The 13,587-nt window shown below is 41.1% G+C and carries 13 protein-coding genes; all 13 read left to right on the top strand.

Translation table 11 applies throughout. The annotated features are described in order from the left end of the window. A partial coding sequence (locus ADI58_RS11580) for an LPXTG cell wall anchor domain-containing protein (RefSeq protein WP_239683535.1) occupies window positions 1–912 on the top strand: 912 nt, incomplete at its 5' end. A gap of 324 nt (window positions 913–1,236) precedes the next feature. Continuing rightward, on the top strand, window positions 1,237–2,745 hold the full coding sequence (gene glpK / locus ADI58_RS08670) for a glycerol kinase GlpK (RefSeq protein WP_000076784.1): 1,509 nt from the start codon (window positions 1,237–1,239) through the stop codon (window positions 2,743–2,745). 41 nt (window positions 2,746–2,786) lie between these two features. Further along, the gene (gene glpO, locus ADI58_RS08665; protein WP_049522252.1) at window positions 2,787–4,613 is read left to right on the top strand and encodes a type 1 glycerol-3-phosphate oxidase; all 1,827 of its coding nucleotides are present in this window, start codon (window positions 2,787–2,789) and stop codon (window positions 4,611–4,613) included. A 70-nt stretch (window positions 4,614–4,683) separates the two neighbouring features. Beyond that, window positions 4,684–5,388 (top strand): MIP/aquaporin family protein, encoded by a 705-nt coding sequence (locus tag ADI58_RS08660; RefSeq protein ID WP_000980823.1) that lies wholly within the window; start codon window positions 4,684–4,686, stop codon window positions 5,386–5,388. Between the two features lie 149 nt (window positions 5,389–5,537). Beyond that, window positions 5,538–6,716, top strand: coding sequence for a ryptide export MFS transporter (locus ADI58_RS08655; protein ID WP_049522251.1), 1,179 nt, complete (start codon window positions 5,538–5,540; stop codon window positions 6,714–6,716). A 309-nt stretch (window positions 6,717–7,025) separates the two neighbouring features. Then, a complete protein-coding gene (locus tag ADI58_RS08650) occupies window positions 7,026–7,157 on the top strand; it encodes a teichoic acid D-Ala incorporation-associated protein DltX (RefSeq protein ID WP_000813667.1) in 132 nt (43 codons plus the stop codon). Between the two features lie 20 nt (window positions 7,158–7,177). Continuing rightward, a complete protein-coding gene (gene dltA, locus ADI58_RS08645; RefSeq protein WP_049522250.1) occupies window positions 7,178–8,728 on the top strand; it encodes a D-alanine--poly(phosphoribitol) ligase subunit DltA in 1,551 nt (516 codons plus the stop codon). Then, on the top strand, window positions 8,725–9,969 hold the full coding sequence (gene dltB / locus ADI58_RS08640) for a D-alanyl-lipoteichoic acid biosynthesis protein DltB (protein WP_049522248.1): 1,245 nt from the start codon (window positions 8,725–8,727) through the stop codon (window positions 9,967–9,969). The genes dltA and dltB overlap by 4 nt, the downstream gene beginning before the upstream one ends. A 13-nt stretch (window positions 9,970–9,982) precedes the next feature. After that, on the top strand, window positions 9,983–10,222 hold the full coding sequence (dltC, locus tag ADI58_RS08635; protein WP_000351967.1) for a D-alanine--poly(phosphoribitol) ligase subunit DltC: 240 nt from the start codon (window positions 9,983–9,985) through the stop codon (window positions 10,220–10,222). Then, window positions 10,215–11,483, top strand: coding sequence for a D-alanyl-lipoteichoic acid biosynthesis protein DltD (dltD, locus tag ADI58_RS08630; protein ID WP_049522247.1), 1,269 nt, complete (start codon window positions 10,215–10,217; stop codon window positions 11,481–11,483). The genes dltC and dltD overlap by 8 nt, the downstream gene beginning before the upstream one ends. A 152-nt stretch (window positions 11,484–11,635) precedes the next feature. Further along, a complete protein-coding gene (adcR, locus tag ADI58_RS08625) occupies window positions 11,636–12,076 on the top strand; it encodes a zinc-dependent transcriptional regulator AdcR (protein ID WP_001249314.1) in 441 nt (146 codons plus the stop codon). Further along, the gene (locus tag ADI58_RS08620) at window positions 12,076–12,780 is read left to right on the top strand and encodes a metal ABC transporter ATP-binding protein (RefSeq protein WP_001269496.1); all 705 of its coding nucleotides are present in this window, start codon (window positions 12,076–12,078) and stop codon (window positions 12,778–12,780) included. Before adcR ends, ADI58_RS08620 begins: the two co-directional genes overlap by 1 nt. After that, window positions 12,773–13,579, top strand: a complete 807-nt coding sequence (locus tag ADI58_RS08615) for a metal ABC transporter permease (protein ID WP_049522246.1) — start codon at window positions 12,773–12,775, stop codon at window positions 13,577–13,579. The genes ADI58_RS08620 and ADI58_RS08615 overlap by 8 nt, the downstream gene beginning before the upstream one ends. Window positions 13,580–13,587: the final 8 nt, after the last annotated feature.

The following is a 13,587-nucleotide window of genomic DNA, read 5'->3' as shown; positions in this document are numbered from 1 at the left end:
GATACAATTGCAGCATTAAAAGCAGCATCAGATGAAACAAGAAAACAAATTGTAAAAGGCTTTAAAAAAGGATTAACTGCAAAACAAGCTGAAGCATTTATCGATGAATTAAATAAAAAAGCAGCAGAAGAAGACAAAGAAGAAACAACTAAACCCGCTCCAAAAGCTGAAACTAAACCAGCTGACGAAGATGGTAAAATCGAAGCTCTTCAAAATAAAGTAGCTGACTTAGAAAAAGAAGTAGCTGACTTAGAAAAAGAAGTAGCTGACAATGAAAATAATCCAGACGCAGTTGACTATGTTACTGCAGCTAAAGAAAAACTAGAAGATAAAAAAGCAGAATTAGAAAAAGCTGAAGATGAACTTGAAGAAGCTCTTAAAGGTTTGGAGCCTAAAGATATTAAATCTGAAATTAAACGTCTTGAAGCTGAAGTTAAACAACTTGAAGAACAACTTAAAGATGCAGAAGAAAATGGCGCTGAATCTTACATTGTTGAAGGACTTCGAGCTAAATTAGAAGAAGCTAAGAAAGACTTAGCAGAATTGAAAGAAGCTTGGTTAAGTAATGTAACTCCAGCACTTCCTGAGTATAAATTACCTGAAGGTGGTCAACCAGCTCCAGCACCAGCTCCAACACCTGGCACACCAGCACCAGCTCCAACACCTGGCACACCAGCACCAGCTGAAACACCAGCGGCAACACCTGCTGCACCAGCAGCTGAAGCCCCAGCAACGGCAGCTCCAGCAGTAGCAGGTACTAGCCAAGATAACACTTATCAAGCTCCAGCTGCAAAAGCAGATGATAAGAAAGAACTTCCAAATACTGGTGGAAAAGATAATGTTGCAATTGCATCATTAGGATTCCTAGGATTACTCCTTGGTGCCCTTCCATTTGCTAAACGCAAAAACTAATTTCTATAAATTTTTATCAACTATAGTGGGTTGATAAAAAACTGATATTTGGAGAGGACAGCCTTTGTCTGTCTTCTCCATTTTCATAATGAGATGCATAATATCAAGGATTTTGTTCCCTAATATTATGCGTTTTTTATTTTGTTGTACCAAGAAAAGTTCTTCTCTATTGTGAATCATTCATCTTTTTTTGTGAAATTCACACAATCTCCTCACATTTTTTAAAAAATTAAAAAAAGTTGATGAACAAGAAAGCGCTTTATTTTGTATACTAGTAAGTGTAAAGAGGAAACATCCTCAAGATCTTTATCAGGAGGACAGCACATGTCACAAGAAAAATACATTATGGCCATTGACCAGGGAACTACAAGTTCTCGTGCCATCATTTTCAACAAAAAAGGAGAAAAAGTTAGCTCGAGTCAAAAAGAGTTTACCCAGATTTTCCCTCAGGCAGGTTGGGTAGAGCACAATGCCAATGAAATTTGGAACTCGGTTCAGTCAGTTATTGCGGGTGCTTTCATCGAAAGTGGTGTCAAGCCAAATCAAATCGAAGCAATTGGGATTACCAACCAACGTGAAACAACTGTCGTCTGGGATAAGAAAACAGGACTTCCTATCTACAACGCTATTGTTTGGCAATCACGTCAGACAGCTCCTCTAGCTGAGCAACTAAAAAGTCAAGGTTATGTGGAAAAATTCCATGAAAAGACTGGTTTGATTATCGATGCTTACTTCTCTGCTACCAAGGTTCGTTGGATTTTGGACCATGTAGAGGGCGCTCAAGAGCGAGCAGAAAAAGGAGAATTGCTCTTTGGTACTATCGATACTTGGTTGGTTTGGAAATTGACTGACGGTGCGGCTCACGTGACTGACTACTCAAATGCAGCTCGTACCATGCTTTATAACATTAAAGAACTCAAATGGGATGATGAGATTTTGGAAATTCTCAACATTCCTAAGGCTATGCTGCCAGAAGTTCGTTCTAACTCTGAAATCTATGGTAAGACAGCCCCATTCCATTTCTATGGTGGAGAAGTGCCAATCTCAGGTATGGCTGGGGACCAACAAGCAGCCCTCTTTGGACAGTTGGCCTTTGAACCTGGTATGGTTAAAAATACTTATGGAACAGGTTCTTTCATCATCATGAATACTGGGGAAGAGATGCAGTTGTCTGAAAACAACCTATTGACAACGATTGGTTACGGAATTAACGGCAAGGTTTACTATGCCTTGGAAGGTTCTATCTTCATCGCAGGAAGTGCCATTCAGTGGCTTCGTGACGGTCTTCGTATGGTTGAAAATTCACCAGAATCTGAAAAATACGCTCGTGATTCTCACAACAACGATGAAGTTTATGTTGTGCCAGCCTTTACAGGTCTAGGCGCTCCATACTGGAACCAAAACGCTCGTGGTTCTGTCTTTGGTTTGACTCGTGGAACAAGTAAAGAAGACTTTATCAAGGCGACTTTGCAATCTATAGCTTATCAAGTGCGTGATATTATCGATACGATGCAAGTGGATGCTCAAACAGCTATCCAAGTCTTGAAAGTAGACGGTGGTGCAGCTATGAACAATTTCCTCATGCAGTTCCAAGCTGACATTTTGGGAATCGATATCGCACGCGCCAAAAACTTGGAAACAACAGCTCTAGGGGCAGCCTTCCTAGCAGGTTTGTCAGTAGGTTACTGGAAAGACTTGGATGAGTTGAAACTCTTGAACGAGACAGGAGAACTCTTTGAGCCATCTATGAACGAATCTCGCAAGGAACAACTCTACAAGGGCTGGAAGAAAGCTGTGAAAGCAACCCAAGTCTTTGCGGAAGTGGACGACTAATACTGGAAGAATAAAGCGACTTAGTTAGAAAGTGTGTAAATATGGAATTTTCAAAGAAAACACGTGAATTATCAATTAAAAAAATGCAAGAACGTACCCTGGACCTCTTGATTATCGGTGGAGGAATCACAGGGGCTGGTGTAGCTTTACAGGCAGCAGCTAGTGGTCTAGATACTGGTTTGATTGAAATGCAGGACTTCGCAGAAGGAACATCCAGTCGTTCAACTAAATTGGTTCACGGAGGACTACGTTACCTTAAGCAATTTGATGTAGAAGTAGTATCAGATACAGTTTCTGAACGTGCAGTGGTTCAACAAATCGCTCCACATATTCCAAAACCAGATCCAATGCTCTTGCCAGTTTACGATGAAGATGGAGCGACCTTTAGCCTCTTCCGTCTTAAAGTAGCTATGGACTTGTATGACCTTTTGGCAGGAGTTAACAACACACCAGCTGCAAACAAGGTCTTGAGCAAGGAAGAAGTCTTGGAACGTCAACCAAACTTGAAGAAAGAAGGCTTGGTAGGAGGTGGGGTTTACCTTGACTTCCGTAACAACGATGCGCGTCTCGTGATTGAAAACATCAAACGTGCCAACCAAGACGGTGCCCTCATTGCTAACCACGTGAAGGCAGAAGGCTTCCTCTTTGACGAAAACGGCAAGATTACAGGTGTTGTAGCTCGTGATCTCTTGACAGACCAAGCCTTTGAAATCAAGGCCCGTCTGGTGATTAACACAACAGGTCCTTGGAGCGACAAAGTACGCAATTTGTCTAATAAGGGAACCCAATTCTCACAAATGCGTCCAACTAAGGGAGTTCACTTGGTAGTGGATTCAAGCAAGATCAAGGTTTCACAGCCAGTTTACTTTGACACAGGTTTGGGTGACGGCCGTATGGTCTTTGTTCTTCCACGTGAAAACAAGACTTACTTCGGTACAACTGATACAGACTACACAGGTGATTTGGAACATCCAAAAGTAACTCAAGAAGATGTAGATTACCTACTTGGCATTGTCAACAACCGCTTCCCAGAAGCCAACATCACCATTGATGATATCGAAAGCAGCTGGGCAGGTCTTCGTCCATTGATCGCAGGCAATAGCGCTTCTGACTACAATGGCGGAAATAACGGTACAATCAGTGATGAAAGCTTTAACAACTTGATTGCGACTGTTGAATCTTATCTCTCTAAAGAAAAAACGCGTGAAGATGTTGAGTCTGCTGTCAGCAAGCTTGAAAGCAGCACATCTGAGAAGCATTTGGATCCATCTGCAGTTTCTCGTGGTTCTAGCTTAGACCGTGATGATAATGGTCTCTTGACTCTTGCTGGTGGTAAAATCACAGACTACCGTAAGATGGCTGAAGGAGCTATGGAGCGCGTGGTTGACATCCTCAAAGCAGAATTTGACCGTAGCTTTAAACTCATCAATTCTAAGACCTACCCTGTTTCAGGTGGGGAATTGAACCCAGCAAATGTAGATTCAGAAATCGAAGCCTTTGCTCAACTTGGAGTGTCACGTGGTTTGGATAGCAAGGAAGCTCATTACCTAGCAAATCTTTACGGTTCAAATGCACCGAAAGTCTTTGCCCTTGCTCACAGCTTGGAACAAGCGCCAGGACTTAGCTTGGCAGATACTTTATCACTTCACTATGCAATGCGCAACGAGTTGGCTCTGAGCCCAGTTGACTTCCTTCTTCGTCGTACCAACCATATGCTCTTTATGCGTGATAGTTTGGACAGCATCGTTGAACCAGTTTTGAATGAAATGGGACGATTCTATGAATGGACAGAAGATGAAAAAGCAGCTTACCGTGCTGATGTCGAATCAGCTCTTGCTAACAACGATTTAGCAGAATTAAAAAATTAAGAAAAAATAAAAGAGGTGGCGGGCAGGACTCCTAGTCTACCCTCTCCTCCTTTTTAATGGAGACAGAAAGATGATGAATGAATTATTTGGAGAATTTCTAGGGACTTTAATCCTGATTCTTCTAGGAAATGGTGTTGTTGCAGGTGTGGTTCTTCCAAAAACCAAGAGCAACAGCTCAGGTTGGATTGTGATTACTATGGGGTGGGGAATTGCAGTTGCGGTTGCAGTATTTGTATCTGGCAAGCTCAGTCCAGCTCATTTAAACCCAGCTGTGACCATCGGTGTGGCCTTAAAAGGTGGCTTACCTTGGGCATCAGTATTCCCTTATATCCTAGCCCAGTTCGCAGGGGCTATGCTGGGTCAGATTTTGGTTTGGTTGCAATTCAAACCGCATTATGAGGCAGAAGAAAATGCAGGAAATATTTTGGCTACTTTCAGCACAGGACCAGCCATCAAAGATACTGTATCAAACTTGATCAGTGAAATCCTTGGAACCTTTGTTTTGGTGTTGACAATCTTTGCTTTGGGTCTTTACGATTTTCAGGCAGGTATCGGAACCTTTGCAGTGGGGACTTTGATTGTCGGTATCGGTCTATCACTAGGTGGGACAACAGGCTATGCCTTGAACCCTGCGCGTGACCTTGGACCTCGTATCATGCACAGTATCCTTCCAATTTCAAACAAGGGAGACGGAGACTGGTCTTATGCCTGGATTCCTGTTGTGGGACCTGTTATCGGTGCAGCCTTGGCCGTGCTTGTATTCTCACTTTTCTAATCTAGAAAACAATTATGTTGAAAAGCTTGAGATGAAAATCTCAGGCTTTTTCATGTAAAAACCATCATTTTTGTTTTCTGCTATTTTATGCTAAAATATTAAAAAGCAAATTTTAATTCCAAAGTTGGCAACTAAGATAGGAGAGCTATATGTCTAATTCATTTATCAAATTGTTAGTCTCTCAATTGTTTGCAAATTTAGCAGATATTTTCTTTAGAGTAACAATCATTGCGAACATATACATTATTTCAAAATCAGTAATTGCCACATCACTAGTTCCCATTTTAATAGGGATATCCTCTTTTGTTGCGAGTCTTTTAGTTCCTTTAGTTACTAAAAGGATAGCGCTAAATAGGGTTTTATCTTTATCTCAATTTGGAAAGACCATATTATTGGCGATATTGGTAGGAATGTTTACCGTAATGCAATCCGTAGCGCCTTTGGTAACCTATCTATTTGTTGTGGCAATTTCAATATTAGATGGTTTTGCAGCACCTGTTTCCTATGCTATTGTGCCACGCTATGCGACCGATTTGGGTAAGGCTAATTCAGCCTTATCAATGAGTGGTGAAGCTGTTCAGTTAGTGGGTTGGGGATTAGGTGGACTCTTGTTTGCAACAATTGGTCTGTTACCTACCACGTTTATCATTTTAATCTTGTATATAATTTCTAGCTTTCTGATGTTATTTCTTCCTAACGCTGAAGTGGAGGTGTTAGAGTCAGAAACTAATCTTGAAATTTTGCTCAAAGGTTGGAAGTTAGTTGCTAGAGATTCTAGATTAAGACTTTTTGTATCAGCAAATTTATTGGAAATTTTTTCAAATACGATTTGGGTTTCTTCCATTATACTTGTTTTTGTAACTGAGTTATTAAATAAAACGGAAAGTTACTGGGGATATTCTAATACAGCATACTCTATTGGTATTATAATTAGTGGCTTAATTGCTTTTAGGCTATCTGAAAAGTTCCTTGCTGCTAAATGGGAAAGTATTCTTTTTCCTCTTGTAGCTATGGCAATAGTGACACTGACTATTCTATATTTTCCAAACGCACAGATATTTTTATTATTTTCAGCTCTAGTTGGTATGTTATCGCAACTAAAAGAAGTTCCTGAAAGTGTGTTTCTTCAGGAAACAGTAGAGGAAAATCATTTGGTTAATGTCTATTCCGTTCTGGAAGTGATTTCGACACTAGCATTTTCAGTATTTGTTTTGCTAATGAGCTATATTACTGAGAGTTTTGGTATTAGCATCAGTTTTTGGCTATCAGCCATTTGTCTGATGATAGAAGCTATTTTAATTTATATCAGACGAGATTATTTTAAATAAGAGACTGGTTAAAAAGTCTTGAAAAATTAGAAAAGCGCATAGTATCAGGTGTTGAAAAACTTGATATTGTGCGTTTTATTATGGAAAGATTCTCTTCATTTTCTACTGAAATTGAGTTTTTGCCCAGGATCACTCTATTTGAAATATACATAGAAAAACCGCATAATCCTTAAAATAAACTGAAATCTACTGAAAATCTACGGCAAACAATTGAAAAATTACCCTAGAAAGTGGTACAATAGTGGAAAAATACTATAGTAAGAGTTCATCTTATTTAGCAAAAATTACAGAAATGAATGGTTTTTCTTGATGAAACAGAGAAAAGAATTGTACCTCTTTCTTGGTCGGACAGCCTTGTATTTTCTTATCTTTCTGGGGCTGCTTTACTTCTTTAGCTATCTTGGTCAGGGTCAAGGAAGCTTTATCTATAATGAATTTTAACTTGAAGGAGAATCCCTATTGTGTCAAATAAACCAATAGCAGATATGATTGAAACCATTGAGCATTTTGCTCAGACACAGCCTAGCTATCCTGTTTATAATGTTTTGGGGCAGGAACACACTTATGGCGATTTGAAGGCTGATTCGGATAGTTTGGCTGCAGCCATTGACCAACTAGGCTTGCCTGAGAAGTCTCCGGTGGTTGTTTTTGGTGGCCAAGAATATGAAATGTTGGCAACTTTTGTAGCGCTGACTAAGTCAGGCCACGCCTACATTCCAATTGATAGCCATTCGGCCTTGGAGCGAGTTTCAGCTATTTTAGAAGTAGCGGAGCCAAGTTTGATTATTGCCATCTCAGACTTTCCATTGGAGCAGGTTTCTACACCGATGATGACTCTAGCTCAGGTTCAAGAAGTCTTTGCTCAAGGGAATAACTATGAAATCACACATCCAGTCAAGGGCGATGATAATTACTACATCATCTTTACTTCTGGTACAACTGGTAAGCCTAAGGGAGTGCAGATTTCCCATGATAACCTCCTCAGCTTTACCAATTGGATGATTACGGACAAGGAATTTGCGACGCCAAGTCGTCCACAAATGCTGGCTCAGCCACCTTATTCTTTTGACCTGTCTGTCATGTACTGGGCACCGACCTTGGCACTGGGTGGTACGCTTTTCGCTCTTCCTTCAGCCATTACTCAGGATTTTAAGCAACTCTTTGCGACCATCTTTTCATTGCCAATCGCTATCTGGACATCAACGCCTTCTTTTGCGGATATGGCCATGTTGTCAGAAGACTTTAATAGTGAGAAAATGCCTGGAATCACGCATTTCTACTTTGATGGAGAAGAATTGACGGTTAAAACAGCTCAAAAACTACGCGAGCGTTTCCCAAAAGCCCGTATTATCAATGCCTACGGTCCAACAGAAGCGACAGTGGCCCTGTCAGCAGTTGCTGTGACAGACGAAATGCTAGCGACTCTCAAGCGCCTACCAATTGGCTATACCAAGGCTGATTCTCCAACCTTTATCATTGACGAGGAAGGAAATAAACTGCCAAATGGCGAACAGGGAGAAATCATTGTTTCTGGGCCAGCTGTTTCAAAAGGTTATATGAACAATCCTGAAAAAACGGCAGAAGCCTTCTTTGAGTTTGAAGGTCTGCCAGCCTACCATACAGGAGATGTGGGAACTATGACAGATGAAGGCTTGCTTCTCTACGGCGGACGCATGGACTTCCAGATTAAGTTCAACGGTTACCGCATTGAGTTAGAAGATGTCTCTCAAAATCTTAATAAGTCTCGCTATATCAAGTCTGCTGTCGCAGTACCGCGTTATAACAAGGACCACAAGGTACAAAATCTACTGGCTTATGTCATCTTAAAAGACGGTGTTCGTGAGCAGTTTGAGCGTGATATCGATATTACTAAGGCCATCAAGGAAGATTTGACAGACATCATGATGTCCTATATGATGCCGTCTAAATTCCTTTATCGAGATAGTTTGCCACTGACTCCAAATGGAAAAATTGATATCAAAGGATTGATTAACGAGGTGAATAAGAGATGATGGAGTTCTTTCAACAGCTTCCTCATTTAGAGCCATACGGCAATCCTCAGTATTTTGTCTATGTGATTGCTGCAACCTTGCCCATCTTTATCGGCCTCTTTTTCAAGAAACGCTTTGCCTGGTATGAAGTGCTGGTTAGTCTCTTCTTTATTGTCACCATGTGGGTAGGTGGGAAGACCAATCAATTGGCTGCCTTGGGTATTTACCTTTGCTGGGAAATATTGCTCGTACTCTTCTACAAGCATTATCGAAAAAGTAAGGATGGCAAGTGGGTTTTCTACCTAGTTAGTTTTCTGTCACTCCTTCCGATTATCTTTGTCAAGGTGCAGCCAGCTATCAATGGAACGCAGTCTTTGCTTGGATTTTTGGGAATTTCTTATCTGACCTTTCGTTCGGTTGGGATTATCATCGAGCTGAGAGATGGAGTGATTAAGGATTTTACCCTCTGGGAATTCCTCCGTTTCCTTCTCTTCATGCCGACTTTTTCAAGTGGTCCAATCGATCGCTTTAAGCGATTTAATGAAAATTATCAGACCATTCCTGAGCAAGATGAGTTGATGGATATGCTGGAAGAATCTGTTCGCTATATCATGTGGGGATTTTTGTATAAGTTTATCCTAGCTCATGTTTTAGGAGAGACCTTGTTGCCTCCTCTGAAGAATCTAGCCTTGCAGTCAGGTGGCTTCTTTAATCTCTATGCCTTGGCAGTCATGTATACCTTTGGTCTGGAACTTTTCTTTGACTTTGCAGGTTACTCTATGTTTGCCTTAGCCATTTCAAATTTGATGGGAATTCGTAGCCCTATCAACTTTAACAAACCCTTTTTATCAAGGGATTTAAAGGAATTTTGGAATCGCTGGCATATGAGTCTCTCTTTCTGGTTCCGTGACTTTGTCTTTATGCGAATGGTGATGGTGTTGACCAGAAAGAAGGTCTTTAAAAATCGTAATGTAACCTCAAGTGTGGCCTACGTTGTCAATATGCTAATCATGGGATTTTGGCACGGTGTGACCTGGTATTACATCGCCTATGGACTCTTTCATGGGATTGGACTGGTTATCAATGACGCTTGGATTCGTAAGAAAAAAACGCTCAATAAGGAGCGGAAAAAAGCAGGGAAGCCTGCTCTACCTGAGAATCGCTGGATTCAGTTGCTTGGCATGGTTGTCACCTTCCATGTCGTCATGCTGTCATTCTTAATCTTTTCTGGATTCTTGAATGATCTATGGTTTAAAAAATAAAAGGAAATAAAATATGGATATCAAATCAGAAGTTATCGAAATTATTGATGAGTTGTTTATGGAAGATGTTTCTGACATGATGGATGAAGATCTTTTTGATGCAGGTGTCTTGGATAGTATGGGAACGGTTGAGTTGATTGTGGAGATTGAGAACCGTTTTGACATTCGTGTCCCTGTGACAGAGTTTGGTCGCGACGACTGGAATACAGCTAATAAAATCATAGCTGGTATTGTGGAGCTACAAAATGCTTAAACGCTTATGGATGATCTTCGGACCGGTCTTGATAGCTGGTTTGTTGGTTTTTCTGCTCATTTTCTTTTATCCTACTGAGATGCATCATAATCTAGGAGCTGAAAAGCGTTCAGCGGTGGCTACTACTATCGATAGTTTTAAGGAGCGAAGTCAAAAAGTCAGAGCACTATCTGATCCAAATATGCGTTTTGTTCCCTTCTTTGGCTCTAGTGAATGGCTTCGTTTTGACGGTGCTCATCCTGCGGTATTAGCTGAGAAATACAATCGATCCTACCGTCCTTATCTTTTAGGACAGAGGGGAGCTGCATCGCTTAACCAGTATTTTGGAATGCAACAGATGTTGCCACAACTGGAGAATAAACAAGTTGTGTATGTTATCTCACCTCAGTGGTTCAGTAAAAACGGCTATGAGCCAGCAGCCTTCCAGCAGTATTTTAATGGAGACCAGTTGACCAGTTTTCTGGAACATCAATCTGGGGATCAGGCTAGTCAATATGCAGCGACTCGCTTACTACAGCAGTTCCCAAATGTAGCTATGAAGGACCTGGTTCAGAAGTTGGCAAGTAAAGAAGAATTGTCGTCTGCAGACAATGAAATGATTGAATTATTGGCTCGGTTTAATGAACGTCAAGCTTCCTTTTTTGGTCAGTTTTCAGTTAGAGGTTATGTCAATTATGATAAGCATGTAGTTAAGTATTTAAAGACCTTGCCAGACCAGTTTTCTTATCAAGCCATAGAAGATGTTGTTAAAGCAGATGCAGAAAAGAATACTTCCAATAATGATCTGGGAATGGAAAATTATTTCTATAATACGCAGATTAAGAAGGATTTGAAGAAATTAAAGGATTCTCAGAAAAGCTTTACCTATCTCAAGTCGCCAGAATATAATGACTTGCAGTTAGTGTTGACACAGTTTTCTAAATCCAAGGTAAACCCGATTTTTATCATTCCACCTGTTAATAAAAAATGGATGGACTATGCTGGTTTACGAGAAGATATGTACCAACAAACGGTGCAGAAGATTCGCTACCAGTTAGAAAGTCAAGGGTTTACCAATATAGCAGATTTTTCTAATGACGGTGGGGAAGCTTTCTTTATGAAGGATACCATTCACCTTGGTTGGTTAGGTTGGTTGGCATTTGATAAGGCCGTTGATCCTTTCCTATCCAATCCCATCCCAGCTCCGACGTACCATCTGAATGAGCGCTTCTTCAGTAAAGACTGGGCGACTTATGATGGAGATGTCAAGGAATTTCAATAGATAATAATATGGAAGAGTTCAAGAATGAAACTGGTTTTCACGTTTTTTCTTGACTCTTTTTTTGGTTGTGATATAATTAACTGGTAAATAAAATGTCAAAGAATAGTATTTTTCTCTTAAAAAAGAGAAGTCCAAAAGGAAAGGAGTCAGATATGAGACAGCTAGCGAAGGATATCGATGGCTTTTTGAATGAGGTGATTTTACAGGCGGAAAACCAACATGAAATCCTAATAGGTCATTGCACTAGCGAGGTGGCTCTGACCAATACCCAGGAGCATATCCTCATGCTCTTGTCAGAGGAATCTTTAACAAATTCAGAATTGGCCCGTCGCCTCAATGTCAGTCAGGCAGCAGTTACCAAGGCCATTAAGTCTTTGGTCAAGGAAGGGATGTTGGAAACATCTAAAGATCCTAAAGATGCGCGTGTGATTTTTTATCAGTTGACTGATTTGGCTCGTCCAATCGCTGAGGAGCACCACCATCACCATGAGCATACGCTTTTAACCTATGAACAAGTGGCGACTCAGTTTACTCCAAATGAACAAAAAGTGATTCAGCGGTTTTTGACTGCTTTAGTAGGAGAAATCAAATAATGAGATACATTACGGTAGAGGATTTATCCTTCTATTATGATAAGGAGCCTGTTCTTGAACATATCAATTATAGTGTTGATAGTGGGGAATTTGTTACCTTGACTGGGGAAAATGGAGCGGCTAAAACGACACTCATCAAGGCCAGTCTTGGAATTCTCCAACCACGCATTGGTAAGGTAACTATTTCAAAGACAAATACGCAGGGTAAGAAATTGAGAATAGCCTACCTTCCTCAACAGATTGCCAGTTTTAATGCTGGTTTTCCAAGTACGGTTTATGAGTTTGTCAAGTCGGGTCGCTATCCGCGAAAAGGTTGGTTCCGTCGTTTGAATGCTCATGATGAGGAGCATATCAAGGCTAGTTTGGACTCAGTTGGTATGTGGGAACACCGAGACAAACGCTTGGGGTCTCTATCTGGAGGACAAAAGCAACGAGCGGTGATTGCGCGTATGTTTGCTTCTGACCCAGATGTATTTATCCTAGATGAGCCGACAACGGGGATGGATGCAGGAAGTAAAAATGAATTTTACGAACTCATGCACCACAGCGCCCATCATCATGGTAAGGCTGTTTTGATGATTACCCATGACCCTGAAGAAGTTAAGGACTATGCGGACCGCAATATCCATCTAGTCCGTAACCAAGACTCGCCATGGCGTTGTTTCAACGTCCATGAGAATGATCAGGAGGTGGGCCATGCTTAGTTTGTTATCTTATGACTTTATGCAACGTGCCTTTCTGGCCGTTATTGCCATGAGTCTTTTCTCGCCAGTATTGGGGACCTTCCTTATCTTGCGCCGTCAGAGTTTGATGAGTGATACTCTTAGTCACGTCTCACTTTCGGGTGTAGCCTTTGGGTTGGTTTTGGGGATTTCTCCGACAGTTTCTACGATTGCCATTGTCTTGATTGCGGCGGTCTTTCTGGAGTATCTCCGTACGGTTTATAAGAGCTTTATGGAAATCGGGACAGCAATCCTCATGTCAACGGGTCTGGCTGTTTCTCTGATTGTCATGAGCAAGGGTAAAAGTTCAAGTTCTATGAGTTTGGACCAGTATCTTTTTGGTTCAATCGTGACTATTAGTGAAGAACAGGTCATTTCCCTCTTTGTCATTGCAGCGGTTGTCTTGATTTTGACCTTCCTCTTCCTTCGTCCAATGTATATCCTGACCTTTGATGAGGATACGGCCTTTGTGGATGGCTTGCCAGTTCGTACCATGTCCATTCTTTTTAACATGGTGACGGGGGTGGCCATTGCCCTTATGATTCCAGCTGCGGGAGCTCTTCTGGTATCGACCATTATGGTCTTGCCAGCGAGTATTGCCCTGCGTCTGGGGAAAAACTTTAAATCGGTTGTGCTGCTTGCCAGTGCGATTGGATTTTTGGGAATGGTGGCAGGACTTTACATTTCCTACTATGCAGAAACACCTGCAAGTGCAAGTATTACTATTATTTTTGTAACTGTTTTCTTGCTAATTAGTTTAGTAAGACGTTTTATCAAATAGGAGACTAA

The sequence above is a fragment of the Streptococcus mitis genome, assembly GCF_001074635.1.
Taxonomy (GTDB): domain Bacteria; phylum Bacillota; class Bacilli; order Lactobacillales; family Streptococcaceae; genus Streptococcus; species Streptococcus mitis_E.
Note: the sequence above shows the minus strand (reverse complement) of the source record. Positions and strands in the feature narration are given on the sequence as shown.

What these genes read in the sequence shown, in the direction of transcription:
- glpK (WP_000076784.1), top strand. Translation starts at nt 1,237, where the DNA reads ATGTCACAAGAAAAATACATTATGGCCATTGACCAGGGAACTACAAGT.
- glpO (WP_049522252.1), top strand. Translation starts at nt 2,787, where the DNA reads ATGGAATTTTCAAAGAAAACACGTGAATTATCAATTAAAAAAATGCAA.
- ADI58_RS08660 (WP_000980823.1), top strand. Translation starts at nt 4,684, where the DNA reads ATGATGAATGAATTATTTGGAGAATTTCTAGGGACTTTAATCCTGATT.
- ADI58_RS08655 (WP_049522251.1), top strand. Translation starts at nt 5,538, where the DNA reads ATGTCTAATTCATTTATCAAATTGTTAGTCTCTCAATTGTTTGCAAAT.
- ADI58_RS08650 (WP_000813667.1), top strand. Translation starts at nt 7,026, where the DNA reads ATGAAACAGAGAAAAGAATTGTACCTCTTTCTTGGTCGGACAGCCTTG.
- dltB (WP_049522248.1), top strand. Translation starts at nt 8,725, where the DNA reads ATGATGGAGTTCTTTCAACAGCTTCCTCATTTAGAGCCATACGGCAAT.
- dltC (WP_000351967.1), top strand. Translation starts at nt 9,983, where the DNA reads ATGGATATCAAATCAGAAGTTATCGAAATTATTGATGAGTTGTTTATG.
- dltD (WP_049522247.1), top strand. Translation starts at nt 10,215, where the DNA reads ATGCTTAAACGCTTATGGATGATCTTCGGACCGGTCTTGATAGCTGGT.
- adcR (WP_001249314.1), top strand. Translation starts at nt 11,636, where the DNA reads ATGAGACAGCTAGCGAAGGATATCGATGGCTTTTTGAATGAGGTGATT.
- ADI58_RS08620 (WP_001269496.1), top strand. Translation starts at nt 12,076, where the DNA reads ATGAGATACATTACGGTAGAGGATTTATCCTTCTATTATGATAAGGAG.
- ADI58_RS08615 (WP_049522246.1), top strand. Translation starts at nt 12,773, where the DNA reads ATGCTTAGTTTGTTATCTTATGACTTTATGCAACGTGCCTTTCTGGCC.